This is a genomic window from Chromobacterium phragmitis (assembly GCF_003325475.1).
Lineage (GTDB): Bacteria > Pseudomonadota > Gammaproteobacteria > Burkholderiales > Chromobacteriaceae > Chromobacterium > Chromobacterium phragmitis.
In genome coordinates this window covers 1,300,774-1,324,482 of the sequence record NZ_CP029495.1, presented here as the reverse complement: position 1 = coordinate 1,324,482, position 23,709 = coordinate 1,300,774, and the positions used below count along the sequence as shown (strand labels likewise).

29 protein-coding genes are annotated in these 23,709 nt (G+C 62.4%); 26 read left to right on the top strand and 3 right to left on the bottom strand.

Annotated elements, in window-relative coordinates; genetic code table 11:
- Positions 1 to 43: 43 nt before the first annotated feature.
- On the top strand, positions 44 to 1,360 hold the full coding sequence (locus tag DK842_RS06315; RefSeq protein WP_168194825.1) for a sensor histidine kinase: 1,317 nt from the start codon (positions 44 to 46) through the stop codon (positions 1,358 to 1,360).
- A 185-nt stretch (positions 1,361 to 1,545) separates the two neighbouring features.
- Positions 1,546 to 3,333, top strand: coding sequence for a 2-isopropylmalate synthase (locus DK842_RS06310; protein ID WP_114060701.1), 1,788 nt, complete (start codon positions 1,546 to 1,548; stop codon positions 3,331 to 3,333).
- A 242-nt stretch (positions 3,334 to 3,575) separates the two neighbouring features.
- On the opposite strand, the gene DK842_RS06305 is transcribed toward DK842_RS06310, so the two are convergent.
- Together DK842_RS06305 and DK842_RS06300 are read right to left on the bottom strand one after the other, a co-directional pair.
- Positions 3,576 to 4,019, bottom strand: coding sequence for a hypothetical protein (locus DK842_RS06305; protein WP_114060700.1), 444 nt, complete (start codon positions 4,017 to 4,019; stop codon positions 3,576 to 3,578).
- A gap of 132 nt (positions 4,020 to 4,151) precedes the next feature.
- Positions 4,152 to 4,595: a hypothetical protein gene (locus DK842_RS06300; protein ID WP_114060699.1), complete on the bottom strand. Its 444-nt coding sequence runs from the start codon at positions 4,593 to 4,595 to the stop codon at positions 4,152 to 4,154.
- Positions 4,596 to 4,801: 206 nt separating this feature from the next.
- On the opposite strand from DK842_RS06300, the gene DK842_RS24065 reads away from it, so the two are divergent.
- From DK842_RS24065 to DK842_RS06265, 7 genes are all read left to right on the top strand, one after another.
- On the top strand, positions 4,802 to 5,449 hold the full coding sequence (locus DK842_RS24065) for a CatB-related O-acetyltransferase (protein ID WP_114060698.1): 648 nt from the start codon (positions 4,802 to 4,804) through the stop codon (positions 5,447 to 5,449).
- A gap of 4 nt (positions 5,450 to 5,453) precedes the next feature.
- Complete coding sequence (bioD, locus tag DK842_RS06290) at positions 5,454 to 6,086, top strand: dethiobiotin synthase (RefSeq protein ID WP_114060697.1); 633 nt, start codon at positions 5,454 to 5,456, stop codon at positions 6,084 to 6,086.
- A 176-nt stretch (positions 6,087 to 6,262) separates the two neighbouring features.
- Complete coding sequence (coxB, locus tag DK842_RS06285; RefSeq protein ID WP_114063642.1) at positions 6,263 to 7,378, top strand: cytochrome c oxidase subunit II; 1,116 nt, start codon at positions 6,263 to 6,265, stop codon at positions 7,376 to 7,378.
- A gap of 12 nt (positions 7,379 to 7,390) precedes the next feature.
- Positions 7,391 to 9,037, top strand: coding sequence for a cytochrome c oxidase subunit I (ctaD, locus tag DK842_RS06280; RefSeq protein ID WP_114060696.1), 1,647 nt, complete (start codon positions 7,391 to 7,393; stop codon positions 9,035 to 9,037).
- Positions 9,018 to 9,584, top strand: coding sequence for a cytochrome c oxidase assembly protein (locus DK842_RS06275; protein WP_232538608.1), 567 nt, complete (start codon positions 9,018 to 9,020; stop codon positions 9,582 to 9,584). The genes ctaD and DK842_RS06275 overlap by 20 nt, the downstream gene beginning before the upstream one ends.
- Positions 9,581 to 9,757: a DUF2970 domain-containing protein gene (locus DK842_RS06270; protein WP_114060694.1), complete on the top strand. Its 177-nt coding sequence runs from the start codon at positions 9,581 to 9,583 to the stop codon at positions 9,755 to 9,757. The genes DK842_RS06275 and DK842_RS06270 overlap by 4 nt, the downstream gene beginning before the upstream one ends.
- A gap of 10 nt (positions 9,758 to 9,767) precedes the next feature.
- On the top strand, positions 9,768 to 10,625 hold the full coding sequence (locus tag DK842_RS06265; RefSeq protein ID WP_114060693.1) for a cytochrome c oxidase subunit 3: 858 nt from the start codon (positions 9,768 to 9,770) through the stop codon (positions 10,623 to 10,625).
- Between the two features lie 9 nt (positions 10,626 to 10,634).
- Here DK842_RS06265 and DK842_RS06260 read toward each other — a convergent pair whose 3' ends face one another.
- Positions 10,635 to 10,832 (bottom strand): DUF2909 family protein, encoded by a 198-nt coding sequence (locus tag DK842_RS06260; protein ID WP_114060692.1) that lies wholly within the window; start codon positions 10,830 to 10,832, stop codon positions 10,635 to 10,637.
- Here DK842_RS06260 and DK842_RS06255 point away from each other — a divergent pair.
- From DK842_RS06255 to DK842_RS06175, 17 genes are all read left to right on the top strand, one after another.
- The gene (locus tag DK842_RS06255; RefSeq protein ID WP_168194824.1) at positions 10,831 to 11,550 is read left to right on the top strand and encodes an SURF1 family protein; all 720 of its coding nucleotides are present in this window, start codon (positions 10,831 to 10,833) and stop codon (positions 11,548 to 11,550) included. The genes DK842_RS06260 and DK842_RS06255 overlap by 2 nt on opposite strands.
- A complete protein-coding gene (locus tag DK842_RS06250) occupies positions 11,537 to 12,046 on the top strand; it encodes a hypothetical protein (RefSeq protein WP_114060690.1) in 510 nt (169 codons plus the stop codon). The genes DK842_RS06255 and DK842_RS06250 overlap by 14 nt, the downstream gene beginning before the upstream one ends.
- A 48-nt stretch (positions 12,047 to 12,094) precedes the next feature.
- Entirely contained in the window at positions 12,095 to 13,129 is a 1,035-nt protein-coding gene (locus DK842_RS06245) for a COX15/CtaA family protein (protein WP_114060689.1), read from the top strand.
- The gene (locus tag DK842_RS06240; RefSeq protein WP_114060688.1) at positions 13,126 to 14,025 is read left to right on the top strand and encodes a heme o synthase; all 900 of its coding nucleotides are present in this window, start codon (positions 13,126 to 13,128) and stop codon (positions 14,023 to 14,025) included. The genes DK842_RS06245 and DK842_RS06240 overlap by 4 nt, the downstream gene beginning before the upstream one ends.
- Positions 14,025 to 14,603, top strand: a complete 579-nt coding sequence (locus DK842_RS06235) for an SCO family protein (RefSeq protein WP_114060687.1) — start codon at positions 14,025 to 14,027, stop codon at positions 14,601 to 14,603. Before DK842_RS06240 ends, DK842_RS06235 begins: the two co-directional genes overlap by 1 nt.
- Positions 14,604 to 14,648: 45 nt before the next feature.
- Positions 14,649 to 15,416 carry a flagellar brake protein gene (locus DK842_RS06230; RefSeq protein ID WP_232538607.1) on the top strand — a complete coding sequence of 256 codons (768 nt, stop codon included), beginning with the start codon at positions 14,649 to 14,651 and terminating at the stop codon, positions 15,414 to 15,416.
- A 37-nt stretch (positions 15,417 to 15,453) separates the two neighbouring features.
- The gene (gene hisG / locus DK842_RS06225) at positions 15,454 to 16,095 is read left to right on the top strand and encodes an ATP phosphoribosyltransferase (protein ID WP_114060686.1); all 642 of its coding nucleotides are present in this window, start codon (positions 15,454 to 15,456) and stop codon (positions 16,093 to 16,095) included.
- An 87-nt stretch (positions 16,096 to 16,182) separates the two neighbouring features.
- The gene (hisD, locus tag DK842_RS06220) at positions 16,183 to 17,475 is read left to right on the top strand and encodes a histidinol dehydrogenase (protein WP_114060685.1); all 1,293 of its coding nucleotides are present in this window, start codon (positions 16,183 to 16,185) and stop codon (positions 17,473 to 17,475) included.
- Positions 17,476 to 17,563: 88 nt separating this feature from the next.
- Positions 17,564 to 18,550, top strand: coding sequence for an ABC transporter substrate-binding protein (locus tag DK842_RS06215; protein ID WP_114060684.1), 987 nt, complete (start codon positions 17,564 to 17,566; stop codon positions 18,548 to 18,550).
- 79 nt (positions 18,551 to 18,629) lie between these two features.
- Positions 18,630 to 19,700, top strand: a complete 1,071-nt coding sequence (gene hisC, locus DK842_RS06210) for a histidinol-phosphate transaminase (RefSeq protein ID WP_114060683.1) — start codon at positions 18,630 to 18,632, stop codon at positions 19,698 to 19,700.
- A 4-nt stretch (positions 19,701 to 19,704) separates the two neighbouring features.
- Complete coding sequence (gene hisB, locus DK842_RS06205; RefSeq protein WP_114060682.1) at positions 19,705 to 20,298, top strand: imidazoleglycerol-phosphate dehydratase HisB; 594 nt, start codon at positions 19,705 to 19,707, stop codon at positions 20,296 to 20,298.
- On the top strand, positions 20,295 to 20,933 hold the full coding sequence (gene hisH, locus DK842_RS06200) for an imidazole glycerol phosphate synthase subunit HisH (protein ID WP_114060681.1): 639 nt from the start codon (positions 20,295 to 20,297) through the stop codon (positions 20,931 to 20,933). Before hisB ends, hisH begins: the two co-directional genes overlap by 4 nt.
- A 21-nt stretch (positions 20,934 to 20,954) precedes the next feature.
- Positions 20,955 to 21,695, top strand: coding sequence for a 1-(5-phosphoribosyl)-5-[(5-phosphoribosylamino)methylideneamino]imidazole-4-carboxamide isomerase (hisA, locus tag DK842_RS06195; protein WP_114060680.1), 741 nt, complete (start codon positions 20,955 to 20,957; stop codon positions 21,693 to 21,695).
- Between the two features lie 69 nt (positions 21,696 to 21,764).
- Positions 21,765 to 22,529, top strand: coding sequence for an imidazole glycerol phosphate synthase subunit HisF (hisF, locus tag DK842_RS06190; protein ID WP_114060679.1), 765 nt, complete (start codon positions 21,765 to 21,767; stop codon positions 22,527 to 22,529).
- Positions 22,526 to 22,909 (top strand): phosphoribosyl-AMP cyclohydrolase, encoded by a 384-nt coding sequence (gene hisI / locus DK842_RS06185; RefSeq protein WP_114060678.1) that lies wholly within the window; start codon positions 22,526 to 22,528, stop codon positions 22,907 to 22,909. Before hisF ends, hisI begins: the two co-directional genes overlap by 4 nt.
- 113 nt (positions 22,910 to 23,022) lie before the next feature.
- The gene (locus DK842_RS06180; protein WP_021478414.1) at positions 23,023 to 23,349 is read left to right on the top strand and encodes a phosphoribosyl-ATP diphosphatase; all 327 of its coding nucleotides are present in this window, start codon (positions 23,023 to 23,025) and stop codon (positions 23,347 to 23,349) included.
- 16 nt (positions 23,350 to 23,365) lie between these two features.
- Positions 23,366 to 23,689, top strand: coding sequence for a histidine triad nucleotide-binding protein (locus DK842_RS06175; RefSeq protein WP_114060677.1), 324 nt, complete (start codon positions 23,366 to 23,368; stop codon positions 23,687 to 23,689).
- The last annotated feature ends 20 nt before the right edge of the window (positions 23,690 to 23,709 follow it).

Here is a 23,709-nt window from a genome sequence, read left to right as displayed (position 1 = left end):
GCGGCTGGCGGACGGTTTGGCGCCGTCGCTGACGAAGCGGGTGTTGCTAGTTTTGTTGCTGGCTTTCGCCTTGATATGGCTGGCGCTGGTCGGGTGGGAATACAAGGAGTCCAGGTCGTCGGAATCCCGCCGCCAAGTTTTGTGGAACGTGACCGATCTGCTTTCCGAGGTGCTGTCGCCTGGCCGTATGGAGCAAAATCGGCAAGCCTTGCAGACAGCGGATCGTTTGTTCAACACATCGCGGCGCATCAACGTGGCTGCCAAGGTCGAGATCGATCACCCGGGCGATTTGTTGATTTCCGCGCGCACGCGGCAAGGCGAGCGGATCTACGCTTCGCCGGGCGTCCCGGCCACCGCGCTACCTGCGCGCGATTTGAATAAGGGCGTGGTTCAGCTGAAAGGAAAAGCGTATCGGGTGGCCGGGCGTCTCTATCCTGCTGGATATTTGACCGTGTTCGAGCCGCTGATTCCAGACGAGGAAGTGCTGCCTTTTCTCACTAAGCGATATATTGTGCCCCTGGCCATCTCTTTTTCATTAGTCCTGCTGCCGCTGAGGCGCTTGGCGGATTATCTGAACCGTCGCGCTTCCGATGATTTCTCTCCCTTGTCCATGCGCTTGCCCTACCGGGAGTTGAAGCCCATTGTCCAGGCGCTGGACCAGTTGCTGAGGCGCAGCCGCGACAGCATCGCTCGCGAGCGCACCATCGTGCAGGATGCCGCCCATGAGATGCGCACGCCGTTGGCTGTGATTTCCACGCAGGCGCATGCCTTGGCCCGCGAGGAGGATGCCGAGGCCAGGCAGCAAAACCTGGCCGCTTTGGAGCAGGCGGTGGCCCGCCATTCCCATTTGGTGCAGCAGCTGTTGCGACTGGCGGCGCTGGAAGGCGTGGAGAGCGAGCGCCGGCAACAGGTCGATCTGGTCGAGGTGACGCGCAATGCCTTGATCGGCTTGTTGCCGCGAGCGGAAGAAAAGGGCATGGAGCTGGAACTGGAGTCGCCAGATGGCTTGCTGGCTAGCCTGGCCTTGGTTTCCTTCCTCTCCATTGTGGATAACTTGCTGTCCAATGCGGTGGCGTATGGCCGAGCCGGCGGTCGCGTCCGGGTGCGCCTTGCCGCCGTCGATGGACGGATAGAGTTGGCGGTGACGGATGATGGGCCTGGCATTGCCGTCGAGGACAAACCACATCTGTTCGAGCGTTTTTACCGGGGCAAGGCGACGTCTGCTCCGGGTTCCGGCCTGGGTCTCGCCATTGTTTGGCAGGCGGTGCGAGCGCAGGGCGGCCGCATCCGGATGACGGAGGGGTTGGAGGGCCGGGGCGTGGCGTTTCATGTCAGTCTGCCCTGGCTGTCGCCAAGTTAGATGCTTTACCGCGGTTGTGCGGGCGCCTGGGGGCGTCTTTTTTTGCGATTGAATTCTACAATTTGTCTAAAAAATAAAGTTAGACATGCGGTGTGACGAATTTGATACAGATTTTTTCTATCAAATTTGACCTTGTGTCTCATGTTTGAGTAGTCTGGTTCGAAACATGCTGCAGGAGCACATTGATGCAAGTGGATATTGAACGACTGGTCGCGGACTTCGGCGGGCCGAGCCATCTGGCCGACGAACTGAACCGTCTGTTCCCCGACGAGCCGGTGAGCCGGGCAGCGATATACAAATGGAGAGAGCGCGGCAGCCTGCCGCTGACCCAATTGAGCCGGTTGGCGCAACTAGCCGCTGGACAAGGCCGGCGCTTTGATTTCAACGACTATCTGGTCGGCGAGCCGGCACAGGGAGCTGGGAGAACTATCGACATGGGCGACCGCCTCTACATATTCGACACCACCTTGCGCGACGGCGAGCAATCGCCGGGCGCTTCGATGAGCAAGGAAGAGAAAATCCGCATCGCGCGCCAGTTGGAGCGGCTGGGCGTGGACATCATCGAAGCCGGTTTCGCCGCTGCCAGCCCAGGCGATTTCGACGCCATCCACGCCATCGCCGAAACGATCAAGGACTCCACCGTCTGTAGCCTGGCGCGCGCCAACGAGCGCGATGTGCGCGCCGCCGGCGAAGCGATCAAGCCGGCCGCGCGCGGCCGCATCCACACTTTCATCGCCACCAGCCCCATCCATATGGAGAAGAAGCTGCGGATGAGCCCGGACGAGGTGGTCGACGCGGCGGTGAAAGCGGTGAAGATTGCCCGCGAATACACCGACGATGTCGAATTTTCCGCCGAGGACGCGCTGCGCTCAGACATCGACTTCCTGGCCCGCATCTTCGGCGCGGTGATCGAGGCCGGCGCCACCACGCTGAACGTGCCGGACACCGTCGGCTACGCGGTGCCGCGTTTGACCGAAGCCTTCTTCCGCGAACTGATCGCCCGCACGCCGGGCGGCGACAAGGTGGTTTGGTCGGCCCACTGCCACAACGACCTGGGCATGGCGGTGGCCAATAGCCTGGCGGCGGTGCTGGGCGGCGCGCGCCAGGTGGAGTGCACCATCAACGGCCTGGGCGAGCGAGCCGGCAACGCCAGCCTGGAAGAGATCGTGATGGCGGTGAAGACCCGCCGCGACGTGTTCGGCGTGGACAGTCGCGTCGACGCCACCCAGATCGTGCCGGCGTCCAAACTGGTGTCCACCGTCACCGGCTACCCGGTGCAGCCGAACAAGGCCATCGTCGGCGCCAACGCCTTCGCCCACGAGTCCGGCATTCATCAGGATGGCGTGCTCAAGCACCGCGAAACCTACGAGATCATGTCGGCGGAGTCCGTGGGTTGGAGCGCCAACCGCCTGACTCTGGGCAAGTTGTCCGGCCGCAACGCCTTCAAGACCAAGTTGGCCGAGCTGGGCATCGTGCTGGACAGCGAGGAAGCGTTGAACGCCGCCTTCGCCCGTTTCAAGGAGCTGGCCGACAAGAAGCGCGAAATCTTCGATGAAGACCTGCACGCGCTGGTGTCCGACGAGATGGTCACCATCGAGCGCGAGGATTACAAGCTGGTGTCGTTGAAAGTCGTCAGCGAGACCGGCGAGCCGCCGTTGGCCAGCATCGTGTTCGTCGAGCACGGCGAAGAGCGCCACGGCGAGTCCAGCGGCTCTGGTCCGGTGGATGCGGCCTTCAAGGCGATCGAGGCTGTCGCCGCCAGCGGAGCCGAATTGGAGCTGTATTCGGTCAACGCCATCACCAAGGGCACCGAGTCTCAGGGCGAGGTGACCGTGCGGCTGTCCATCGACGGCCGCATCGTCAACGGGCAGGGCGCCGATACCGACATCATCGTCGCCAGCGCCAAAGCTTATCTGTCGGCGTTGAACAAACTGACGGTTGAAGAGAAAGTGAGCGCCCAGGCCGTGGTCTGATCCATCTGAAGTTCCCGGTGCGGCAGCCCATCGCCGCGGGGAGGCGGCAAGGTTTTCCATCCCGTTCTTGTCGTTGCGCCCCGCGGCTTGGGCCGCCAAGCCAAAAGGCTTTCACCCCATCCCGCGTGAAATCCTGCGCAGGCCTACCCGGCCGAACTTATCGCGCCCAAGCCCACAAGGCCGACGGCACGACGCCGACCCACAAGGTCGGCGTTGGCACGTCGAGGGCGCGGCTCCCACGGTCAGGAAAACTGGAAAGATTGCGGCGGCTGCAGCTGCTTGCGCAATGCGGCCATCTTGGTCCAGTGGATGATCCACAGCACGATCATGGGGATGAAGACCAGCAGGTTGAGATAAGGAATGAAACACAGTCCCTGCAGGATCACCAGCGCCAGCGTGATGCCGAAGCCGCCGTCGCCGGGGATCTGGCGGGCGCTCAGATCTTTTTTGATGGAGGTCGACAGCAGCAGGATGTAGACCATCCACCAGACCAGTCCAAGGAGCGGAATCAGGCCCAGCCAGATCAGTGCGCCTGTGAAGGGACGGTTCTGTTCGCTGACCGCGTCCATGGTCTTGTGCAAAGTGAGGAAATAGAATACTTGGGCGATCAGCGCCAGGATGCCGATCATCAACATCGCCATGATGCCCATGCCAGCGATGAGGGTGAGGATATCGTCCTCTGCCATGTGTAGTCTCCAGATGAGGTCGCAAAAACTTTTCAGTTTACCATGGCAATGGTTTTTAAATGTTTGTTTGTGGTTGTTTTTGGCATTTTCCCGGCGGGGCGCAGGCGCCCCGCTTGAGAAACGCGCGCGGCCTTATGCAGCCAACGCCGCTTGGCTGGGTTGCAGCAGCCTGCGATAGCCGGCCATCTTCACCCAGTGGACGATCCAGAGTATCAAGGCCGGGATGGCGGCCAGAAGATTGACGTAGGGAATGAGGCACAGCGCTTGCAGGATCACTAGGGCGAGGCTGATGCCGAACGCGCCGTCGCCGGTCAGCCTCCGTTCCGCCAGCTCTTTTTTCAGCGCGCTGGACAGCAGCAGAATGTAGGCCATATACCAGAACAGGCCCAATCCTGGGATCAGCGCCAGCCAGATCAAGCCCCCGGCGAAGGGGCGGCGCGTTTCGCCGATGGCGTTCATCGTTTGATGCAGGGTGATGAAGTAAAAGATGCTGACCGCCAGCATCAACGCGCCTACCACTACCAGTACCATGATGCCCATGCCGGCCAGCGCGGCCAAAGCTTCGCTTTCTTTCATGGCGAGTTCCCAAGCAGAATTGTGGAATCTCGATTTTGCCATGCCTGCGGCATGGTTTATCGCGAAAGCGACTGATCTTTATGACTAAATCCGCCTGTTCGATTTTCGCCTCGCGCCGGCGTTCGGCCTGAGGCAAAGGGTTAGGCTGGAAGAATGGCGCGGGCTGGTGTAGAACATCAGGCTGTTCTTCAGTTTGGGTCAGGCAGATGGCGCAGCAAGATAAACATTGGTCCAAGATGGAACTGCTTCATCAGGCTGTTCGCAATCCCAATATCCAGGTCAAAGGGACGCACAGCTACTACAGCGGCGCCTGGGATGAGGGTTTCGAAGCTTCAGTGGTCCGCTATCTCTATGGCGACGGCTACAGCCTGCGAACCTGGCAGCCGCAATGGCCGATCGATCAACTGCATATCGGCGACTATGTTTGCATCGGCGCCGAGGCGGTGATCCTGATGGGCGGCAATCATACTCATAGAGCCGACTGGTTCAGCCTCTATCCTTTTGCGGACCGCATCGTGGAAGCATATAAGGGCAAGGGCGATACCGTGATTGGAGACGGGGCCTGGATAGGTATGCGAGCCATGATCATGCCCGGCGTCACGATAGGCGAGGGCGCGATTGTCGCCGCTGGCAGCGTGGTGGTCCAAGATGTCGAACCCTATGCCATCGTCGGCGGCAATCCGGCGGGGCTGATCCGCCATCGGTTCGCTCCCGAGGTGGTCTCCCGACTGCGGGCGCTGGACATTTACGCATGGCCGGAAGGCAAGTTCGAGGCGTTGCGCGATGCGGTGTGCGCCGCGGATATCGAAAAGCTGGAGGCGGCCAGCCTCGCTTATGATCAAAGGCATGGGTAATCAGATGAGCCAAGGATTTTTCATCACAGGCACCGATACCGAAATAGGCAAAACCCATTCTGCGGTCGCGCTGATACGGTTGTACCAGGAGCAAGGCAAGCGGGTGCTGGCGATGAAGCCGGTGGCGTCGGGTTGCGAGATCTTGCCAGACGGAAGTTGGTGGAACGACGATGTGGCAAGGCTGACCGCCGCCACGGGACAGACCGATCTGGAATGGATGAATCCCTACCGTTTTCTGCCGCCGGTGTCGCCGCATATCGCCGCGCGCGAAGCCGGAGTGGAAATCGAACTGCCGCGTATCGTCGATCATTATCGGCGTTTGCAAACACAAGCCGACATCGTGTTGGTGGAGGGCGCGGGCGGCTGGCTGGCTCCATTGTCCGATAGCCTATTCATGTCTGACATGGCGCGTTCTTTGGGATTGCCGGTGATCCTTGTCGTTGGGATGCGGTTAGGCTGCATCAACCACGCCTTGCTGACGGCGAAGGCTGTGTGCGACAGCGGGCTGGAGCTGGCGGGCTGGGTGGCCAATTGCGCGCAGCCGCCGCAGGCGGCCTACACGGCAAATCTGGATACGCTGAAGCGCCACATTCCGGCTCCGCTGCTGCTGGAAATTCCCTACCAACCGGCGGCTTGAGCGCCCTCCGGGCGGACGGCGCCGGCCCTCCATGCTCATGTCTCCGCGCATTGCGGCGCGTCATGACGTCTTCTTGTTTTTCTTGACATTGCTCCTACGATGAAAGCATGCCGGCGGCAAGCCGGTGCTTGTGCATGCAGTGCATTGTGTCGGTCGTTCCGACCTTAGGGGGCAACATGTCTTGTTTGCGCATTCCGCTATGCCTGCTGCTGGCCGCTCAGGGCGCGGCCGCGGCCGAGTTCAACCTGCAGCCGCCAGTCACTCCACTCGCGCGCACCGAATATCACCTTCACACCATGCTGTTGATCGTGACCGGCGTGATCTTCGCCGTGGTGTTTCTGGTGATGCTCTACTCCATCTTCCACCACCGGAAATCGGTCGGCAACGAGGCCAAGCAATTTCACGAAAACACCACGGTGGAAATCATCTGGACCGTGGTGCCGCTGTTGATTTTGGTAATCATCGCGGTGCCCGCCACGCGGGCAGTGCTGGCACAGAAAAGCACGCGCAGCGAGGACATGACCATCAAGATCACCGGTTATCAATGGAAATGGCGCTACGACTACCTTGACGACAATTTCGGCTTTGTCAGCCACCTCGCCACCCCGCGCGAGGCGATAGAGGGCGCGGCCCAGAAGCCCGCGAACTATCTGTTGGAAGTGGATGAGCCGCTGGTGGTGCCGACCGAACGCAAGATACGGCTGCTCCTGACAGCTAACGACGTGATCCACTCATGGTGGGTGCCGCAGCTCGGCGTCAAGCAGGATGCCATTCCCGGCTTCCTGCGCGATAGCTGGATGCTGATCGAAAAACCCGGCGTCTATCGCGGCCAGTGTTCGGAACTGTGCGGCAAGGATCATGGCTTCATGCCCATCGTGGTGGAGGCGAAGTCGCCGGCGGAATACGACAAGTGGCGAGCCGCCAAGCTCAAGCAGATGGCCGCCGCCGCCGACGACCCCAGCAAGCTCTGGAAACTGGAGGATTTGAAAGCGCGAGGCGAAAAGGTGTATGCGCAGAACTGCGTACCCTGTCACCAGGCGAATGGCAAGGGCTTGCCAGGCGCCTTCCCCGCGTTGGACGGATCTCCCATCGTCACCGGCGACAAGGCAGGCCATATCCAGATCGTGCTGTTCGGCAGCAAGAAGAATCCGGCGATGGCGGCTTGGGGCAAGCAATTGTCCGATACCGACATCGCGGCGGTGATCACCTATGAGCGCAACAGCTGGGGCAACCATACCGGCCAGGTCGTGCAGCCCAGGGAAGTGAAGGCTGCGCGCGGCAAGGCGGCATAAGGAGTCGGACTCATGGCAATCGCGGAAACCACCCACGCCGGGGGGGCGCATCACGGCAAGCCCCATGGCTTGGCTCGCTGGCTGATGGCCACCAATCACAAGGACATCGGCACGATGTACCTGTGGTTCTCGTTCACGATGTTTTTGACTGGCGGCGTGTTGGCGCTGTGCATACGCGCAGAATTGTTCAGCCCCGGGTTGCGCTTTTTCGAGCCGGAGCTGTTCAATCAGCTGACCACGCTGCATGGCCTGATCATGGTGTTCGGTGCCATCATGCCAGCCTTCACCGGCATGGCCAACTGGATGCTGCCCATGATGATAGGCGCGCCGGACATGGCTTTCGCCCGGATGAACAACTGGAGTTTTTGGTTGTTGCCGCCGGCGGCGGCGCTGTTGCTGCTGTCCTTCGCGGTGCCCGGCGGCGCGGCGGCGGCGGGATGGACGCTTTACGCGCCGCTGTCCACTCAATTGGGCGTGGGAATGGATCTGACCATCTTCGCCATCCATATCCTGGGCATCAGCTCCATCATGGGCTCGATCAACATCATCGTCACCATACTCAATCTGCGCGCGCCAGGCATGACGATGATGAAGATGCCGATGTTCGCCTGGGCGTCGCTGATCACTGCCTATCTGATCATCGCGGTGATGCCGGTGCTGGCCGGCGCGGTGACCATGGTGTTGACCGACCGCCACTTCGGCACCCACTTTTTCAACGCGGCCGGCGGCGGCGACCCCATCCTTTACCAGCACGTGTTCTGGTTCTTCGGCCACCCCGAGGTCTACATCATGGCGTTGCCGGCCTTCGGCATCGTCAGCCAAGTGATTCCCACCTTCTCACGCAAGCCCTTGTTCGGCTACACCTCGATGGTGTACGCCACCAGCTCCATCGGCATCCTGTCTTTCATGGTGTGGGCGCACCACATGTTCGCCACCGGCATGCCGGCCTCCGCCCAGTTGTTCTTCATGTACGCGACGATGCTGATCGCGGTGCCTACCGGCGTGAAGGTGTTCAACTGGATCGCCACCATGTGGGAGGGGGCGATGAGCTTCGAAACGCCGATGCTGTTCTCCATCGGCTTTATCCTGCTGTTCACCATCGGGGGCCTGTCCGGCATCACGCTCAGCGTGGCGGCTGTGGATATCCAGCTGCATGCCAGTTACTACGTGGTCGCGCATTTCCATTACGTGCTGGTGGCCGGCGCGCTGTTCAGCCTGTTCTCCGCCATTTACTACTGGTTCCCCAAGATGAGCGGCCGGATGTACGACGAGAAGCTTGGCAAGCTGCACTTCTGGTGGTCGATGATCTGGTTCAACGTCACCTTCTTCCCCATGCATTTCTTGGGCCTGGCCGGCATGCCGCGGCGGATTCCCGATTACGCGTTGCAGTTCACAGATTTCAACCGCATCGCCAGCGTGGGCGCCTTCATGTTCGGCTTGGGGCAATTGATCTTCTTGTACAACATCCTGCATTCGTTGCGGCATGGCGAGAAGGCGCCGCACAAGCCTTGGGAGGGGGCCAACACGCTGGAATGGGAGCTGCCTACGCCTGCTCCTTATCACAGTTTCGAGCAGGCTCCGAAGCTTGAGGTCGGTGAGAACGGCGTGATCCTGTCCTGCCAAGACACCGGATCGGGGCATGCCCACCCGGGGGAATGACATGGACGCGATGGCGATGCGGCGGCGTAATCTGAGGCTGGTGAGGCGGCTGACGCTGATTGTCGCGCTGATGTTCGCCTTTGCCTGGGCGATGATTCCGCTGTACCGCATCGTCTGCGATCAGATCGGCCTCAACGACATCGTCAAGGCGGATGCTTTGCAGCATGGCGATCTGATTGCCGGCGATGGTGAGGTTCGGATGACTTTCGACTCCACGGTGCAGGCCGGCTTGCCTTGGCAGGTGCAGCCCCTCACCACGCATCTGAAAGTCAAACCCGGCACTTTCGTCCAGGTGCAGTATCGCATCACCAATGCCAGCCCGCATGCGGTGGTGGGGCAGGCGCTGCCGCGCTATTTGCCGGCGGAGGCCGGCGAGTACGTGAAGAAACTGGAGTGTTTCTGCTTTACCCAGCAGCGTTTTCAGCCGGGGGAGACCCGAACCTTCCCGGTGGTGTTCGTGATAGACCGCAAGCTGCCGGCCTCGATCACCAGCATCACTTTGGCGTACACCGTGTTCGACGTGCCGGGCCAGGGAGGAGCGTCATGAGTTGGGGACAAGGCATGAAGGCGGTGTTGGGCGCTTTCATCGGCGTGCGCAGGGGCACCGCCTCGCAGGCGGATCAGGCGCTCAAACCGTGGCAGTTGATCGTGACCGCGCTGGCGCTGGCGGGAGGGCTGATCGTCGCCCTGTTATTGCTGGTGTCCTGGGTGACCCGTTAGGAGGAGTGACATGGCAAGCGTGGAAGAGCAGAACCGTTATTTCGTGCCGTCGCCGTCGCGCTGGCCAATGGTGGGGTCGCTGGCGCTGTTCTGCATCGGCTTGGGCGCCGCGTTCGCGGTCAACGGCATGTTGTTGGGCAAGGTGTCGCTGGGGGTGGGCGCGCTTATCCTGGTGGTGATGCTGGTCGGGTGGTTCGGCGACGTGATACGCGAGAGCCGCTTGGGCGTCTATCTGGGACGGGAGGACATGTCGTTTCGCTGGGGCATGGGCTGGTTCATTTTTTCCGAAGTGATGTTCTTCGGTGCCTTTTTCGGCGCGCTGTTCTGGGTGAGGATGGTATCGGTGCCGGAACTGGGGTCGTTGGACTACAAAATGTTGTATCCGGATTTCGAAGCGTCATGGCCATTATCCACCGGCCCCGGCATTTCCCAGGCTTACCAGGCGATGGAAGCTTGGGGCCTGCCATCGCTGAATACGCTGATTCTGCTCAGCTCGGGCGCCACCGTCACATGGGCGCATTGGGGGCTGCTGCAGGGAAAACGGCGCCAGTTCAAGCTGGGGCTACTATTGACCGTGCTGTTGGGCTGCACTTTCCTGAGCTTACAGATGCATGAATACGGCCACGCTTTCAGCAAATTGAATTTGACCTTGGCTTCGGGCGCTTACGGCATGACCTTTTTCATGCTGACCGGCTTCCATGGCCTGCATGTGCTGCTGGGTTCCATCATCTTGTTCGTGGTATGGCTGCGCAGCATGAGCGGCCACTTCGATCCCAAGCATCATTTCGCTTTTGAGGCGGCCAGCTGGTATTGGCACTTTGTGGATGTGGTGTGGCTTTTGCTATTCATCTTCGTTTACTGGTTATGAGACGGGCGTTCAGACATGGTGCGGGCGCCACCAGCCGAATAGCGCTCCCAGTAGCAGCAGCAGGAATAATCCTATGGACAACCCAACCCGCAGAGTCAGCGAGCGGACCAGGCGCTGAGAGCCGTGTTCGGCCTTCATCAGCCCAGTTAGCCCCCAGAACAGGGCCAGTACGATACAGACGAGCAACAACAGGATGACGAGTTTCATGACCGTATCCTCCACGCATACTGATCCGGAACATAAGCCACAGTCTAGATGGCGGCGGCTGCTATGGCTGTTTCTATTGGTAATCAACTTATTACCATATGTACTGGGAGTATGGCAGTGGCAAAGGGGGCAAGACAAGGAAGTGCTGCTGCGCTCGTTGACCAGCGCGATGAGTACCGCGCCGGTGGAGCTGGTGTTCCGGGATGCCGAGCCGCCTCCTGAATTTACCCGGGTCAGACTGGATCATGGCGAGCCAGTGGGGCCGGTGATCGAGCTGCGCAACAGTTATTTGGCGGGGCAGAGCGGGCGTCGAATTCTGCAGCCGTGGCGGCAGGGAGCGGACCACTCTATGGTGCTGCTGGATTTGGGCTGGCTAGTCGATGGCGCAAGTTTGCCTGACTTTCGGTCAGACCAGATTGTCGCGCAGGGGTACCGGATGCCGACGCCTCGCCATTTCGTACTTTCCGACGCGACAAAAGGCGCAGAGGGGCCCGTAGACCAGGTGGACGAAGACGCATTGCGCAAGCGCTACCCAGGCCATTGGTTCCAGGGGGTGGTGGTCTTGGAAAACTCCCCAGCGCCTTTGCTGCACTGGCCAGTGGTACCCGAGTTCATGCCAGACCGCCACTACGCCTATGCGTTGCAATGGCTGTTGCTGGGCATATGCATCAGCGGCGCAAGCTGGCTGATCTGGAGGCGTAGGCATGAAATCCATTAATCGCGGACGCGCGGCCTTGCTGGCGATGGGCTTGCTGTGTTTGGCTCCGGTATTGGCCGCTTGGCTGGCCTATTGGTTGCTACCGCCGCAAGGCGGGCGCAGTTACGGCCAGTTGCTGCCCACCCGCCCGTTCACCGCCGCGGTGCAGCCGGGGTGGCCGCGCGGTAAATGGGTGTTGACAGCGGTGCTGGGCGCGGAATGCCACGGCCGTTGCCAGCAACGCTGGCATGCTATGCGCCAGATTGAGAGAGCGCAGGGCGAGGCTACCGCGAGGATGACCAGAGTGGCACTACAGGTCGCGGATCGATCTGCGCCGCTGGAGGTGCCTCACAGCCTGCCGCATGAGGCGGAAACGGAGTTGCCGGCCGGAAACCAGGGGTTTTATCTAATCGACCCCCTGGGTAATCAGGTTATGTTCTATCGCGATGGCGCCGATCCGCGCCAGGTGATCGACGAAGTGGCCAAAGTATTGAAGGTGAACAACGGATTGGGCTGAGCCGGCGCAGGCCGGCGGACGCGATGTGCGCAGAAGGGGGAGCTTGCCATGCGAAGACTGGTTTGGCTGGCCTTGCTGTTGGCCGCGATCGTGGTGCCTTTCGGCGCCTATGTCAGGCTGTCACACGCCGGGTTGGGGTGCCCGGATTGGCCAGGGTGCTATGGCCAGTTGTCGCCGGCTCACGCGGCCGACAGCATACGCGAGGCGCAGGCGATGTCGCCGGATGGTCCGGTCAGTCTGGGCAAGGCATGGCGCGAGATGGCGCATCGCTATCTGGCCGGAGGCCTGGGCGCGCTGATCGCGTTGATCGCATGGCGGGCTTGGCGAGAGCGCCGCCAGAGGCTGCCAGCCTCCCTGCTTGTGGCCGTGGTCGGCATGCAGGGCATGCTGGGCATGCTGACCGTCACGCAGCTGCTCAAACCCGTCATCGTCACGTCCCATTTGCTCGGCGGCATGGCCGTGCTGCAAATATTGGTCTGGATGGCGTTGTCTCCGAGGTTGGTGCAGATTTCCGCGTCCGGCAGTATCGGCTGGCTGGCCGGCCTGCTGGCGGCGGCGACGGGCCTGCAACTGGCGCTGGGCGGCTGGGTGTCCAGCAATTACGCCGCTTTGGCCTGCCAGGGTTTTCCAGGCTGCAACGGCGAGGCATGGCCGGCGCTGCGCTTCGATCACGCTTTTCACCTGTCTCGCGACTTGGGCGAGGCTCCGGATGGCAGCCTGCTGGATTTCGCCAGCTTGGTGACCATCCACTGGCTGCATCGTCTGGGCGCTTTGCTGGTGTCGCTGCTTCTGTTGGCAGTCGTGTCGCGAGGATGGGCGGAACGCGCGTTGCGCGGGCATTTGTCATGTTTGGTGGCTGTCTGGGCGCTGCAGGCATCGCTTGGCGTCGCCAACGTGCTATTGCAGCTGCCTTTGCCATTGGCGGTGGCTCACAATGCCGGAGCGGCCCTGCTGATGGCGGTGTCGCTGCTGTTGCGGGCCAGGCTGCGAACGGGAGAGACGCAGTTGGGACCGAGCGGGGCTTGGGCGAGGTTTGGCTATCTTCCTCCGGAGCGTTTCAGGCGGCCGGGAGAGGGACGATGAGCGCCGTCGGCCTGCCGCATTGGAGACAACACGCGCACGCGTTGTGGCAGCTGTCCAAGCCCAGGGTGGTCGCGCTGATCGTGTTTTGCGCGGTGATAGGCATGTTTCTCGCGAGTCCGGGCATTCCGGATGCCGTGGTGGTGGTGCCTGCCACGCTGGGCATCGCTTTGGTGGCGGGCGCGGCGGCGATGGTCAACTGCCTGGTCGAGCGCGGCGTTGATATCCGGATGAGGCGCACCGCATGGCGCGCAACGGCCACCGGCCAAGTCGGCTTTTGGGAGACGCTACTGGTGGCGCTGGCCATCGGCGGAATGGGGCTGGCCTTGCTGCTGGCTTGCTGCAACGCGCTGACCGCGTGGCTGACGCTGGGAACTTTTGTAGGCTACGCGGTTGTCTACACCTTGTTGCTGAAGCCGAATACTCCGCAGAACATCGTGATCGGCGGCGCCAGCGGCGCGATGCCGCCGGTGTTGGGATGGGCGGCGGTGAATGGCGAGATCGGCGCGTTTGCGCTGGTGCTGTTTCTGATCATCTATACCTGGACGCCGCCGCATTTCTGGGCGCTGGCGCTGTATCGAAGAGACGATTACGCCAGGTCCGGCCTGCCCATGCTTCCAGTTACGCATGGGCAGCGTTACACCACGCTGTCCATCGTGCTGTATAGCCTGTTGCTGAGCGGGATCACCTTGTTGCCTGTGGCGTTGGGCAAGGCGGGTGCAATATATCTGGCCGCTGTTTTGCTGCTGGACGGCAGGATGCTGTTTCTTGCTGCGCGGTTGCATCGCCAGTATGCTGACGCATTGGCGCGCCGCCTGTTCGCTTGGTCTATCTGGTATCTGACCTGGTTGTTCGCGGCGCTTTTATTCGACCATTACTATCTGATTCCATTGAGCTGATGTCCCGATTCCTGAAGTGTTTGCTAGGTTTGTTCGCCGCGTTGGTCCTGTCCGCCTGCGCGCAGAAAATCGATTTCAAGGGCACCTCCATCGAAGACGCTTCGATGGGCGGGGATTTCACGCTGACGGACTTCCATGGCAAGCCGCGCAGCCTGGCTGAGTTCCGCGGCAAAGTGGTGGCCCTGTTCTTCGGCTACACCAACTGTCCGGATGTGTGTCCGACCACGATGCTGGAGTACGCGTCGGTGATGAAGCAACTTGGGACCGATGGCGACAAGGTGCAGGTGCTTTTCGTCAGCGTGGATCCTGAACGCGACACGCCGCAGGTATTGGCCGGCTACGTGCCCCACTTCGACAAGCGATTCATCGGTATGAGCGGCGGCGAGGCGGAGGTCGAGAAGGTGATGAAACAGTATAAAGTGGTGGCGCAGAAGGTGAAGAATGAGGAGGGCGGCTACACTGTCGATCATAGCGCCGGCTCTTATCTGCTGGACAAGGAAGGCAAGCTGCGAGTGTATGAGGCGTACGGCACGCCAGCGGCCAACCTTGCTTATGATATCCGGCAGTTGTTACGCTAAACTTGGCGTATCACTCAACCTCGCAGACATGAAAGCCGGAATATCGTGAGCAACGACAATATGCCTGGCGGCGCGCCGGCAAGCTCGCACCAGCCGCTGGATCTGGCCAAGTTCACCCTGAGTTCGCCGGCCGAAATCGCGCAGCACTTGTCCGGTATCGCCAAACACGGCCACATGGTGACGGTGTTCGCCAATAAGGGGAAGAATTTCATCCTGACCCGGCTGCTGGAGGTGGACTACCAGATGGGTCTGTTCACCTTCGATTGGGGCTCGGAAGAGGAAACCAACGCCCAACTGCTGAACAGCGAGCGCAATGTATTCGTTTGTTCGCCTGAGGGCGTCAAGACCCAGTTCGTCACCGGCCAGGTTGGCAAAGTGATGCTGGAGGGACGGCCGGCTTTTCAGTGCAAGCTGCCGGAACAGGTGATCAAGCTGCAGCGGCGCGAATTCTTCCGCATCCAGACGCCGCTCAGCTCGCCGGTATTCTGCCACTTCGGCGATTACGGCCAGCGAGCGATCGACTTGGCGCTGTTCGACATCAGCTTAGGCGGGATGAGCCTGTGGTTGCCTGGACTGGACACGCCTGGCTTCGATATCGGCCAACAGTACCGGCAATGCTCGATAGACCTGAAGTCTTACGGCACGCTCAGCTTGGGTCTGGAAGTGAGGCACAGGCTGACCGCCCGCATGCGCAACGGCAACGACGCGATGCGTATCGGTTGCTCTTATCTGAACCTGACCGCGCCGATGGAAACCATGATCCAGCGCTATGTCGGCTTCCTTGAGCGCGAGCGCCGCGCAATGGTGGGTTGATCCCGTCTTAACAGAATTCTTTTAGCAGTTGAACATCATGAAGCTGACCATCGCCCTGTCCAAGGGCCGCATTTTTGAAGAAACGCTGCCCTTGCTGGCGGCGGCCGGCATCGTTCCGGCGGAAAATCCCGAGTCGTCGCGCAAGCTGATCATCGGCACCAACCACCCCGAGGTGCAGCTGGTGATCGTGCGCGCGTCCGACGTGCCCACCTATGTGCAATACGGCGCGGCCGACCTCGGCATCGCCGGCCGCGATGTGCTGATCGAGCACGGCGGCGCGGGCCTGTATCAGCCGCTGGATCTGAACATCGCCAAGTGCAAGATGATGGTGGCGGTGCAGGAAGGATTCGACTACGACGCGGCGGTGCGGCGCGGCGCGCGGCTGAAAATCGCCACCAAATATCCGCAGATCGCGCGCGAACACTTCGCCAAGAAGGGCGTGCACGTCGACATCATCAAGCTGTACGGCTCGATGGAGCTGGCGCCGCTGGTCGGCCTGGCCGACGCCATCGTCGATCTGGTGTCCACCGGCGGCACGCTGCGCGCCAACAAGCTGGCGGCGGTCGAACACATTATCGACATCAGTTCGCGTCTGGTGGTGAACCAGGCCGCGTTGAAGCTCAAGTACGACGCGATCCAGCCGGTGCTGGACGCTTTCGCCGGCGCGGTGCCAGCCTGATCGCTCTCCCGTGGCCCGACATGCCGGTCAACCAGGATAGGGCGGCCGGCGTTGGCCAATATCCAGGCTTTACGTCAGAGAACCACCATGTTGAAACTGTCCTCCTCCCAGCCCGACTTCGCTGAGCGCCTGCACGCGCTGCTGGCTTTTGAAACCGCGCAGGACCCTGCCGTGGACGCCGCCGTGGCGTCCATCTGCGCCGATGTCCATCATCGCGGCGACGCGGCGCTGGTGGAGCACACCAACCGTTTCGACCGCATGCAGGCGGCCGGCATGGCCGATTTGACGCTCAGCCGCGAGCAGTTGGAAGCCGCCTGGGGGCGTCTGCCGGCCGATGTGCGCGACGCGCTGTCCGCCGCCGCCGAGCGCGTGCGCCGCTACCACGAGAAGCAGCTGGCGCACAGCTGGAGTTATGAGGACGAAGACGGCACCCTGCTGGGCCAGCAAGTCACGCCGCTGGACCGCGTCGGCATCTACGTGCCGGGCGGCAAGGCCGCCTATCCCAGTTCTGTGCTGATGAACGCGATGCCGGCCAAGGTGGCAGGCGTGGGCGAAATCATCATGGTGGTGCCGACGCCGGGAGGCGAGCGCAACGACTTGGTATTGGCCGCGGCCTATATCGCCGGCGTGGACAAGGTGTTCACTGTCGGCGGCGCTCAGGCGGTGGCCGCGCTGGCCTATGGCACGGAGACCGTGCCGCAGGTGGACAAGATCACCGGGCCGGGCAACACCTACGTCGCCGCCGCCAAGCGCCGCGTGTTCGGCGTGGTGGGCATCGACATGGTGGCCGGCCCGTCCGAGATCCTGGTGATCTGCGACGGCGACACCGATCCGGACTGGGTGGCGATGGACCTGTTCAGCCAGGCCGAACACGATGAGATCGCCCAGGCCATCCTGCTGTGTCCGTCGGCGGACTACATTGCCCAGGTGGAGGCCAGCATCGCCAGGCTGCTGCCGTCCATGCCGCGCCGCGCCATCATCGAGGCCAGCCTGGGCAACCGCGGCGCGCTGATCCAAGTGCGCGATTTGGCCGAGGCCTGCGAGATCAGCAACTATATCGCGCCGGAGCACCTGGAATTGTCGGTGGCCGATCCCGCTGCCCTGCTGCCGCGATTGCGCCACGCCGGCGCCATTTTCATGGGCCGCTTCACCTCGGAAAGCCTGGGCGACTACTGCGCCGGTCCCAACCACGTGCTGCCGACCAGCCGCACCGCGCGCTTCGCCAGTCCGCTGGGCGTGTACGACTTCCAGAAGCGCAGCAGCCTGATTCGCGTGTCGCAGGCCGGCGCGCAGAAGCTGGGCCGCATCGCCAGCCTGCTGGCGCGCGGCGAAGGGCTGAGCGCCCATGCCCGCGCCGCGGAGCTGCGGCTAGAGGATTGAGCCGCCGCTGACGGCGTAGCGCTCAGGCTGACGGTTTCGCCGCCGGTCTTCTACCCTGAAAGCTGGATGAACCGGCGGAGGGGTGGAGATGGCAAAAGGACTGGTCTGGTTGGCGGCAGGCCTGCTGTGCCTGGCCGCGGCGGCGTTCGGCGCGGAAAAGAAGGTGTTTCTGCTGGAGAGTTACCACAGCGACTACCAATGGGATCACGATTACCGCGCCGCCTTGTTCGAGAAGTTGTCGCCGCGCTGCGAGCTGGCGGTATACACGCTGGACAGCAAGCGCCTGCCGCGCGAGCAGGTGCTGGTCCGCGCCGACGAGGCGCGCAAGCGGATCGCGGCGTTTCAGCCGGATCTTGTCATCGTAGGCGACGACGCCGCGTTACAACTGGTAGGCAGCAAGCTGGCAGAGTCCGGCATGCCCGTGATTTACCTCGGCATCAACAACAATCCGCGCAATTATTTCCAGTCCACGCCCAGCAATCTCAGCGGGGTGCTGGAGCGGCCGCTGATCTTGCGCAACATCTTCGAGCTGGGGCATATCGTCCCCGGCCTGAAGCGCGCGCTGGCCATGTTCGACAGCGATCTGACCTCGCGCATCATCCGCGACGAAACCTTCATCGGCCGAGACAGCATCCGTCTGGGAAACATCGATGTCGACATCGCCCAGCCCGCCACTTTCGCCGAGTGGCAGCAGCGCATCCTGCAAGCGCCGCAACGCTACCAGGCGATCTGGGTGGGCCTGTATTTCACCCTGCGCGACGACAGCGGCAAGGTGGTGCCCAGCGACGAGGTGATGCGCTGGACCGCGGCCAACAGCAAGCTGCCGATGTTCGCGTTCTGGAACTTCGCGGTGGGCAAGGGCAAGACCATAGGCGGCAGAGTGCTGACCGGGCGCGAGCAGGGCCTGGAGGCCGCGCGGATGGCCAAGGCGGTGTTGTTCGAGAATCGCAACCTATCCTCTCTGTTTCCGGTCACGCCGTCGGAGGGCGAATACCTGTTCAGCCGCAGCGAGCTGTCGCGCGCCGGTCTGACGCTGCCGCCGCCGGTGGCGCGCAAGGCGCATTGGGTCGAGTAGCCCAAAGCCGGCGAAACTTGTAGGATGGACGTTCCGGCTTGGCGCGCGCCGCGCGATCGGCATGGGACGAGAAAGAGAAATGAAACTGACTGTGCAACAACTGGTGCGGCCGGAAATCGCCGCCATCGGCGCCTATCACGTTGCCGACGCCCAGGGCCTGATCAAGCTGGACGCGATGGAAAACCCGTGGCCGCTGCCGATCGAGCTGCAGCACGAGCTGGCCGCCGAACTGGCCCAGGTGGCGCTGAACCGCTATCCGGACGCCAACGGCGGCGGCCTGAAGGACGATCTGCGCGCCGCGTTCTCCATCCCCGCCGCCGCCGACATCCTCCTAGGCAACGGTTCGGACGAGTTGATCACGCTGATCGCCCAGGCGCTGGCGCGCCCCGGCGCCAAGCTGCTGGCGCTGGAGCCCTCGTTCGTGATGTACAAGATGAACGCGCTGTTCTCCGGCCTGCAGTACGTCGGCGTGCCGCTGCGCGAGGACTTCACGCTGGATTTGCCGGCCACGCTCGCCGCCATCGAGCGGGAACGGCCGGCGACGGTGTTCGTGTCCTACCCCAACAATCCCACCGGGCCGCGCTACGCCCGCGACGAGGTGATGGCCATCTGCCGCGCCGCGCCGGGCCTGGTGGTGGTGGACGAAGCGTATCAGAGCTTTTCTTCCGACAGTTTCATGGACCTGGCCGGCGAGCTGGACAACCTGCTGGTGATGCGCACGCTGTCCAAGCTGGGCCTGGCCGGCATCCGCCTGGGGTACGCCGCCGCCAGTCCGGCCTGGATCGCGGAGCTCAACAAGGTGCGGCCGCCTTACAACGTCAATGTGCTGACGCTGGCTGCCGCCCGTTTCGCGCTCAGGCACCTGGGGGTGTTCAATAGCCAGGCCGCCGAACTGCGCGCCGAGCGCGCGCGGCTGTTCGAGGCGCTGGCCGCCTTGCCTGCCTTGACGACGTTCCCGTCCGAAGCCAACTTCGTCACCGTCCGCGCGCCGGACGCGCCGGCGCTGTTCCAGCATCTGAAGGCGTCCGGCATTCTGATCAAGCAGTTGCATGGCAGCCACCCGCTGTTGGAAAACTGCTTGCGCCTGACCGTGGGCAGTCCGGATGAAAACGCCGCGCTGCTGTCCGCCATCCAACGTTTTTTCGCTTGAAGCCATGAGAACCGCAACCGTCACCCGCAACACGCTGGAAACCCAGATCACGGTGTCCTTGAATCTGGACGGCACCGGCGTCGGCCGTTTTGAAACCGGCGTGCCCTTTCTCGACCACATGATGGACCAGATCGCCCGCCATGGCCTGATCGACCTCGATGTCCAGGCGGCGGGCGACCTGCATATCGACGCCCACCACACAGTGGAAGACATCGGCATCACGCTGGGCCAGGCTTTCGCCAAAGCCATCGGCGACAAGAAGGGCATCCGCCGCTACGGCCACGCCTACGTGCCGCTGGACGAGGCTTTGAGCCGGGTGGTGATCGACCTGTCCGGCCGTCCCGGCCTGGTTTACAACGTCGATTACACTCGCGCCAGCATCGGCCAGTTCGACGTGGATTTGTTCTCCGAATTTTTCCACGGCTTCGTCAACCACAGCATGGCGACGCTGCATATCGACAATTTGCGCGGCCACAACAGCCATCACCAGGCCGAGACCATCTTCAAGGCTTTCGGCCGCGCGCTGCGGATGGCTTGCGAGCGCGACGAACGGATGGCCGGCATCACGCCGTCCACCAAGGGGACGCTCTCCGCATGAAAGTCGCAGTGATTGATTACGGCATGGGCAATCTGCACTCGGTGCTGAAGTCCCTGCAGGCCGTCAACGAAAACGGCGCCGATATTTTCCTGACCCGCGATCCGGAAGCCGTGGTGAAGGCCGACAAGGTGGTCTTCCCCGGCCAGGGCGCGATGCCCGATTGCATGCGCGAGCTGAACCGCCACGGCCTGGCCGACGCGGTGCGTGAAACTACGCAGAACAAGCCGTTTTTTGGAATCTGCGTCGGCGCGCAACTATTGTTCGAACATAGCGAAGAGGGCGATACCGCCGGCTTGGGGCTGTTCCCGGGCCAGGTGGTGCGTTTCGCGGACGATCTCGCCGCCGCGGGCGAGCGGCTCAAAGTGCCGCACATGGGTTGGAACCAGGTTTACCAGCGCCGGTCCCATCCCTTGTTCGCCGGCATCGCCGACGGCGAGCGCTTCTATTTCGTCCACAGCTACCATTTCGCGCCGGCCGACGCGGCGCTGACGCTCGCGGAAACAGATTATCCCGAGCGGTTTGCCTGCATCGTCGGGCGTGGCAATATATTCGCCACGCAGTTCCACACCGAAAAGAGCCACCGGGCCGGACTTCAGATGATGAAGAACTTCCTGGCCTGGGACGGCAATGTTTAACTCACGTTTCGATTTAGCACCATGCTGCTGATACCCGCGATAGACCTGAAAGACGGTCAATGCGTGCGCCTGAGACAGGGCGCGATGGACGACGCCACCATCTTCTCCGACGATCCGGTCAAGGTTGCCGCCCACTGGCGCGACCAGGGCGCGCGACGCCTGCATTTGGTGGACCTCAACGGCGCTTTCGCCGGCAAACCCAAAAACCTGTCGGTGATCCGCGACATCCTAGGCGAAGTCGGCGACGACATGCCGGTGCAGTTGGGCGGCGGCATCCGCGACCTGGACACCATCGAGGCCTACCTCGACATGGGCCTGTCCTACGTGATCATCGGCACCGCCGCGGTCAAGACGCCGGGCTTTCTGCACGATGCCTGCGACGCCTTTCCCGGCCAGGTCATCGTCGGACTGGACGCCAAGGACGGCATGGTGGCGATCGACGGCTGGGCCAAGATCACCAACCATAACGTGATCGATCTGGCCAAGCGTTTCGAAGACTACGGCGTCAACTCGGTGATCTACACCGACATCGGCCGCGACGGCATGATGACCGGCGTCAACATCGAAGCCACCGTCAAGCTGGCGCAGGCGCTGACCATTCCGGTGATCGCCTCCGGCGGATTGACCAATCTCGACGACATCCGCGCCCTGTGCGCGGTGGAAGACGAGGGCATCGAGGGCGCCATCACCGGCCGCGCGATCTACGAAGGCAGCATCGATTTCGCCGCCGCGCAGAATCTGGCGGACGAACTGGCCGGCTGAGCCGGCTGACTGCGGCGAACGGCGGGCAAGCCCGCCGCTCGCCGCGCCTGTAGCATTCTGGAAACGCACATGCTTGCCAAACGCATCATCCCCTGTCTGGACGTGACCGCCGGCCGCGTGGTCAAGGGCGTCAACTTCCTGGGCCTGCGCGATGCCGGCGATCCGGTGGAGATCGCCCGCCGCTACAACGAGCAGGGCGCCGACGAGCTGACTTTTCTCGACATCACAGCCAGTTCCGACCAGCGCGACATCATCCTGCATGTGATCGAGGCGGTGGCGGACCAGGTATTCATTCCGCTGACGGTGGGCGGCGGCGTGCGCAGCGTCGCCGACATCCGCCGCCTGCTCAACGCCGGCGCGGACAAGGTCAGCATCAACACGGCGGCCGTCACCCACCCCGAGTTCGTGCGCGAGGCATCCGAGCACTTCGGCAACCAGTGCATCGTCGTCGCGCTGGACGCCAAGGCGGTGACGCCGGAGAACGACCGCTGGGAGATCTTCACCCATGGCGGCCGCAACCGCACCGGGCTGGACGCCGTTGAATGGGCGCGCAAGATGCAGGAGCTGGGCGCCGGCGAAATCCTGCTGACCAGCATGGACCGCGACGGCACCAAGGCCGGCTTCAATCTGCCGCTGACGCGAGCGGTGTCCGACGCCGTGAGCATTCCCGTCATAGCCTCCGGCGGCGTCGGCAATCTGCAGCATCTGGTGGATGGCGTCAAAGAAGGCCATGCCGACGCGGTGCTGGCCGCCAGCATCTTCCATTTTGGCGAATACACGGTGGCAGAGGCCAAACAGGCCATGCGCGACGCCGGCATCGAGGTGAGGCTATGAGCTGGCTGGACGAAGTGAAGTGGGACGACAAAGGCCTGGTGGCCGCCATCGCCCAGGACGCGGCCAGCGGCCGCGTGTTGATGGTGGCGTGGATGAACCGCGAGAGCCTGCAATTGACCGCCGACACCGGCATCGCCCACTACTTCAGCCGCTCGCGGCAAAAACTGTGGAAGAAGGGCGAGGAGTCCGGCCATCTGCAGACGGTGAAGGAGCTGAGGCTGGACTGCGACGGCGACGTCATCGTGATGCAGATCGAACAAATCGGCGGCATCGCTTGTCACACAGGGCGGGAGAGCTGTTTTTACCGCCGCTTCGAGAACGGCGGCTGGACGACGGTGGACGCCGTGCTGAAAGACCCGAGCACCATCTACCATCCCTGAATTGCGGCCGGTCAACGCCGCCGCGGCCGGCCGGGTTACAATGGCGGCCGGCTTTGCCAGAATGTCATGCCCGCGCCTTATACTGCAAGGCTGGCGGGCCAAAGGATAACGCTATGACACCGGATGTGTTGAAGAACATCGCCGATACGCTGGAAGCCCGGCGCGAAGCGGCGCCGCAGTCTTCCTACGTGGCCTCGCTGTTCCACAAGGGCGAGGACGCCATCCTGAAGAAGGTGGCGGAAGAGGCGGCGGAGACGCTGATGGCCTCAAAGGACAAGGACAAGCTGCACCTGGTGCGCGAAGTGGCCGATCTGTGGTTCCACACCATGGTGCTGTTGACATATCATGGCTTGCGCCCGGAAGACGTGGTGATGGAGCTGCACCGCCGCGAGGGCATTTCCGGCCTGGACGAGAAGGCCGCGCGCAAACCCACAGCCTGAACAACGGAACAACACGATGAGCGACTGCCTTTTCTGCAAGATCGTGGCGGGCCAGATTCCCGCCAACAAGGTTTACGAAGACGACGATGTGCTGGCTTTCCACGACATCCGTCCGATCGCGCCGGTGCACTTCATGATCATTCCCAAGCTGCACGTCGACTCGCTGGCCCATTGCGGCCCCGAACACGAGGCGGTGCTGGGCAAGATCCTGACGCTGGCTCCGCGGCTGGCCAAGGAGCAGGGCCTGGCGTCCGGTTTCAAGACCGGCATCAACACCGGCCGCGGCGGCGGCCAGGAAGTGTTCCACCTGCATGTGCACGTGTTTGGCCACAAGGGCTGAGCGCGGCTACCGTTTTTTCA